The organism is Planktotalea sp. (assembly GCF_039984035.1).
Classification (GTDB): Bacteria; Pseudomonadota; Alphaproteobacteria; order Rhodobacterales; family Rhodobacteraceae; genus Planktotalea.
The window spans coordinates 1-3,522 of record NZ_JBDWVM010000135.1 but is presented as its reverse complement, the minus strand read 5'-3'; the positions used below and the strand labels follow the sequence as shown (position 1 = coordinate 3,522).

4 protein-coding genes are annotated in these 3,522 nt (G+C 56.8%); 1 reads left to right on the top strand and 3 read right to left on the bottom strand.

Features of this window, described 5'->3' with window-relative positions:
- The 3 genes from trpC to ABJQ89_RS06110 form a co-directional block, all read right to left on the bottom strand.
- Positions 1–738 (bottom strand): indole-3-glycerol phosphate synthase TrpC (gene trpC / locus ABJQ89_RS06120; RefSeq protein WP_348495381.1); only part of this gene is annotated, 738 nt, incomplete at its 3' end.
- 52 nt (positions 739–790) lie between these two features.
- Entirely contained in the window at positions 791–1,810 is a 1,020-nt protein-coding gene (trpD, locus tag ABJQ89_RS06115; protein WP_348495380.1) for an anthranilate phosphoribosyltransferase, read from the bottom strand.
- Positions 1,807–2,388 (bottom strand): aminodeoxychorismate/anthranilate synthase component II, encoded by a 582-nt coding sequence (locus ABJQ89_RS06110; protein ID WP_348495379.1) that lies wholly within the window; start codon positions 2,386–2,388, stop codon positions 1,807–1,809. Before ABJQ89_RS06110 ends, trpD begins: the two co-directional genes overlap by 4 nt.
- A gap of 173 nt (positions 2,389–2,561) precedes the next feature.
- Here ABJQ89_RS06110 and ABJQ89_RS06105 point away from each other — a divergent pair.
- Positions 2,562–3,522, top strand: a 961-nt coding sequence (locus ABJQ89_RS06105) for a divergent polysaccharide deacetylase family protein (protein ID WP_348495378.1), incomplete at its 3' end; no start/stop codon positions are given.

The window sequence follows — 3,522 nt, the reverse complement described above, 5'->3', positions numbered from 1 at the left end:
GCTTTCCCCGATCAGGAACGTGCGCGCACCAGAGCGGGACATGTCGGCCAAATCGTCGGGTGTGAACAAGCCGCTTTCGGAAATGATCAGGCGATCTTCCGGGACCATTCGGCTTAGCTCGCGCGTGGTGACCAATGTCGTCTCAAAGGTTTTCAGGTTGCGGTTGTTGATGCCCATGAGCGGTGATTTCAACTGCGATGCGCGCTCCAATTCAGGAGCGTTGTGCACTTCGAGCAGGACATCCATGCCCCAACCGAAGGCGGCATCTTCTAGTTCAGCGGCTTGGCTGTCTGAAACAGAGGCGAGGATGATCAAAATGCAATCCGCCCCAAGCGCGCGTGCCTCGGCCACTTGATAGGTGTCATACATGAAATCCTTGCGCAGCGCAGGAAGCTGCACAGCATCGCGCGCGTCCGTTAGGAAATTCTTTGCGCCTTGAAAACTGGGTGTGTCGGTGAGAACGGACAGGCAAGTCGCGCCGCCGCGCTCATAAGCGCCAGCAAGGGAGGCGGGATCGAAATCTTCTCGGATCAAGCCTTTGGAAGGCGATGCTTTCTTGACCTCTGCGATCAATCCATACCCTTCGCGCGACGCACGATGAAGCGCATCTGAAAAGCCACGAGTCGGGGACGCGGCGCGCGCTTCTGCTTCAACATCGGCCAAAGGCTTCGCAGCTTTGTCGGCTTCGATTTCTTCAAGTTTATAGGCCTTGATGCGATCTAATGCGGTCTGGGTCATGTGGTCGTCCTAAGTTGCAGCGCTTGGTCAAGTCGCTCGCGGAATATGTATGTTATTTTTGGCCTGAGGTGGCGGCGGTAAGCGCTTCGACTTTGCCTTTTGCCGCGCCGTTGTCGATGCTTTCGCGCGCCATTTCTGCGCCAGCTTTCAGATCGCTCGCTTTGCCTGCAACAACCAATCCAGCAGCACTATTCAAAAGCACAGCATCGCGGTAAGCGTTTTGCGCGCCATCCAGCAGATCGCGGAAGGCTTGACCGTTTTCTTCAGGTGATCCACCGAGAATGGCCTCAAATGGATGCACGGGCAGGCCAGCATCTTCTGGGTTTACTTCGAATTCACGAACGGTGCCGTTTTCAAGGGCTGCGACCCAAGACACGCCAGCGATGCTCAGCTCATCCGTGCCATCGCTGCCATGCACGAGCCATGCAACGTCAGAGCCAAGCTGGCCCAGCGTTTCGGCCATAGGTTTGATCAGGTCACGGCGATACGCGCCAGTCAATTGACGTTTCACGCCAGCGGGGTTGGTCAGGGGGCCAAGGATGTTGAAAATTGTGCGCGTGCCCAGCTCTGCGCGTGTCGGCATAACGTGGCGCGTAGCGGGATGGTGCATCGGCGCCATCATAAAGGCGATACCGCAGCTCTCGATAGCGCTTTGCACGACGCTGGCATCGACCATGACGTCGATCCCCATTTGACCAAGCGCATCAGCTGCGCCCGATTTTGAGCTCAGATTGCGGTTGCCGTGTTTGGCGACAGGAACACCAGCGCCAGCCACAACAAAAGCGGTCGCTGTTGAGATGTTAAGCGTGCCCTTGCCGTCACCGCCCGTGCCTACGATGTCCATCGCGCCCTCAGGCGCTTTGACCGCGTTGCATTTGGCGCGCATCACATAGGCAGCTGCTGCATATTCATCGACCGTTTCACCGCGCGTGCGCATCGCCATGAGCAAGCCGCCAATCTGGCTCGGTGTCGCTTCTCCGGTGAACAGGATTTCAAAAGCGGCTTCCGCTTCGGTGCGGGTGAGTGGGCGATCGGCTGCGGCGTCGATCAGGGGCTTTAGCGCGTCGCTCATACTGGCACCTTCATTGTGTTGAGGAAGTTCTGCAACATCGCATGACCATTTTCGGAGCGGATCGATTCAGGGTGAAATTGCACACCGTGAATTGGCAGCTCGCGGTGCTCAAGCCCCATGATCGTGCCGTCCTCTAGTTCCGCTGTGATCTTTAGATCATCTGGCAAGCTCTCGCGTTCGACGACAAGCGAATGGTAACGCGTCGCTGGGAACGGGCTTGGCAGACCTGCAAACAGGCCTTCATTACTGTGCTTGATCTGCCCCATCTTGCCATGCACGATTTCATGGCAACGTACGACTTTACCGCCAAAAGCCTGTCCAATCGTCTGATGACCAAGGCACACGCCCATAAGCGGCATGCGCTCTTCTGCGGCGAGCTTCACCATTTCAAGGCAAATTCCCGCCTGATCAGGATCGCAAGGACCGGGGGAGAGCAAGATACCAGCGGGATTCAGCCCCATCGCTTCCTGCGGATTGATCGCATCATTGCGCACAACTTTAACATCAGCGCCTAATTCGCCCAGATAATGCACCAAATTATAGGTGAAACTATCATAGTTATCGATCAGCAGTAGCATTCCAGACCTCAATTTCACGGGTGCTTTGCACAAAGCACAGCCAGATTTGCACCCTACATGTTCAGTTGAACACGCGAGGGTCAAGAGGCCCCTTGTCTTGCACGCTGCAAAGGGCCTAACTTACGCGCAATATAGATATATCAGTTTGGGGCGAGGCTACAGTGGCTAGAGGCATGTTTTCGGGACTAATTTGGGGTACAGTTGCCGCGGGGCTCGGTGCCGGCGGGCTTTCACTGGCCTATCCTGACTTCAAACCAGCTGACTTGGACGTCGCGAATACGGCCGCAGCGCCCGAAGCGGTAGTTGAAGAGGCAATGGAAGCTCCTGCAGCTGTTGCCGAAGATGTGAGCGCCGCTAGCGAAGACGCTGTTGAGCAGAATATGGAAAAAGCGGCTGATGAGGTCGCAGAAACCGATGTTGTTGAAGAGGCCGTCGCAGCCCTCGCAGAAGAGGTCGCTGCCGCCGAACCGGTTGACGCTGAGGCACCACTGGAAACTGCAAGCGATCCTGCCGAGCCGGAGCAAACCCAAGCGGATGTCGCAGATAAAAGCGCAGTTGCAGATGACGCAGGCGCCCCAGCTGAAAGCGCCGCAGACGACGAAGTGTTTGACCCTGAGAGCGAACCTGAAGAGCTGGACACCACAGAAGCGGATGCGCCGGTTGAGCCAGAGCCAGCAGCTGAACCAGAGCAAAGCGAGACCGAAGAGGTTGTCGCTGCGTTGCCTGAACCATCAGGCACAGTAGGGGACTTGGCGCCAGAGGTGACGACCAACCGTTTGCCATCCGTTACTGACGAAGCCCCCAGTGAAGAGCCAGCTGAAAGCCCAGTCGAAGAAGAAAGCGCAGTCGCGCCGCCCCCGATCGAGCGGTTCGCCGCCCCGTTTGAGGCGGAAGAGGGCAAGCCACTCATGTCTATTGTGCTGATCGACGAGGGCGATGATGAACTTGGCGTCGAAGCGTTGGCAGCCTTTCCCTATCCGATCACATTTGCCGTAGATGCCAGTGCAACAAATGCCGCTGAACGGATGCAAATCTTCCGCGATAAGGGGTTTGAAGTCATGGCCTTGGCTGGGCTTCCTCTTGGTGCAAACGCGAGCGATGCAGAAATAGCAATGTCTGCCTATATGAGCGCCG

What these genes read in the sequence shown, in the direction of transcription:
- trpD (WP_348495380.1), bottom strand. Translation starts at nt 1,810, where the DNA reads ATGAGCGACGCGCTAAAGCCCCTGATCGACGCCGCAGCCGATCGCCCA.
- ABJQ89_RS06110 (WP_348495379.1), bottom strand. Translation starts at nt 2,388, where the DNA reads ATGCTACTGCTGATCGATAACTATGATAGTTTCACCTATAATTTGGTG.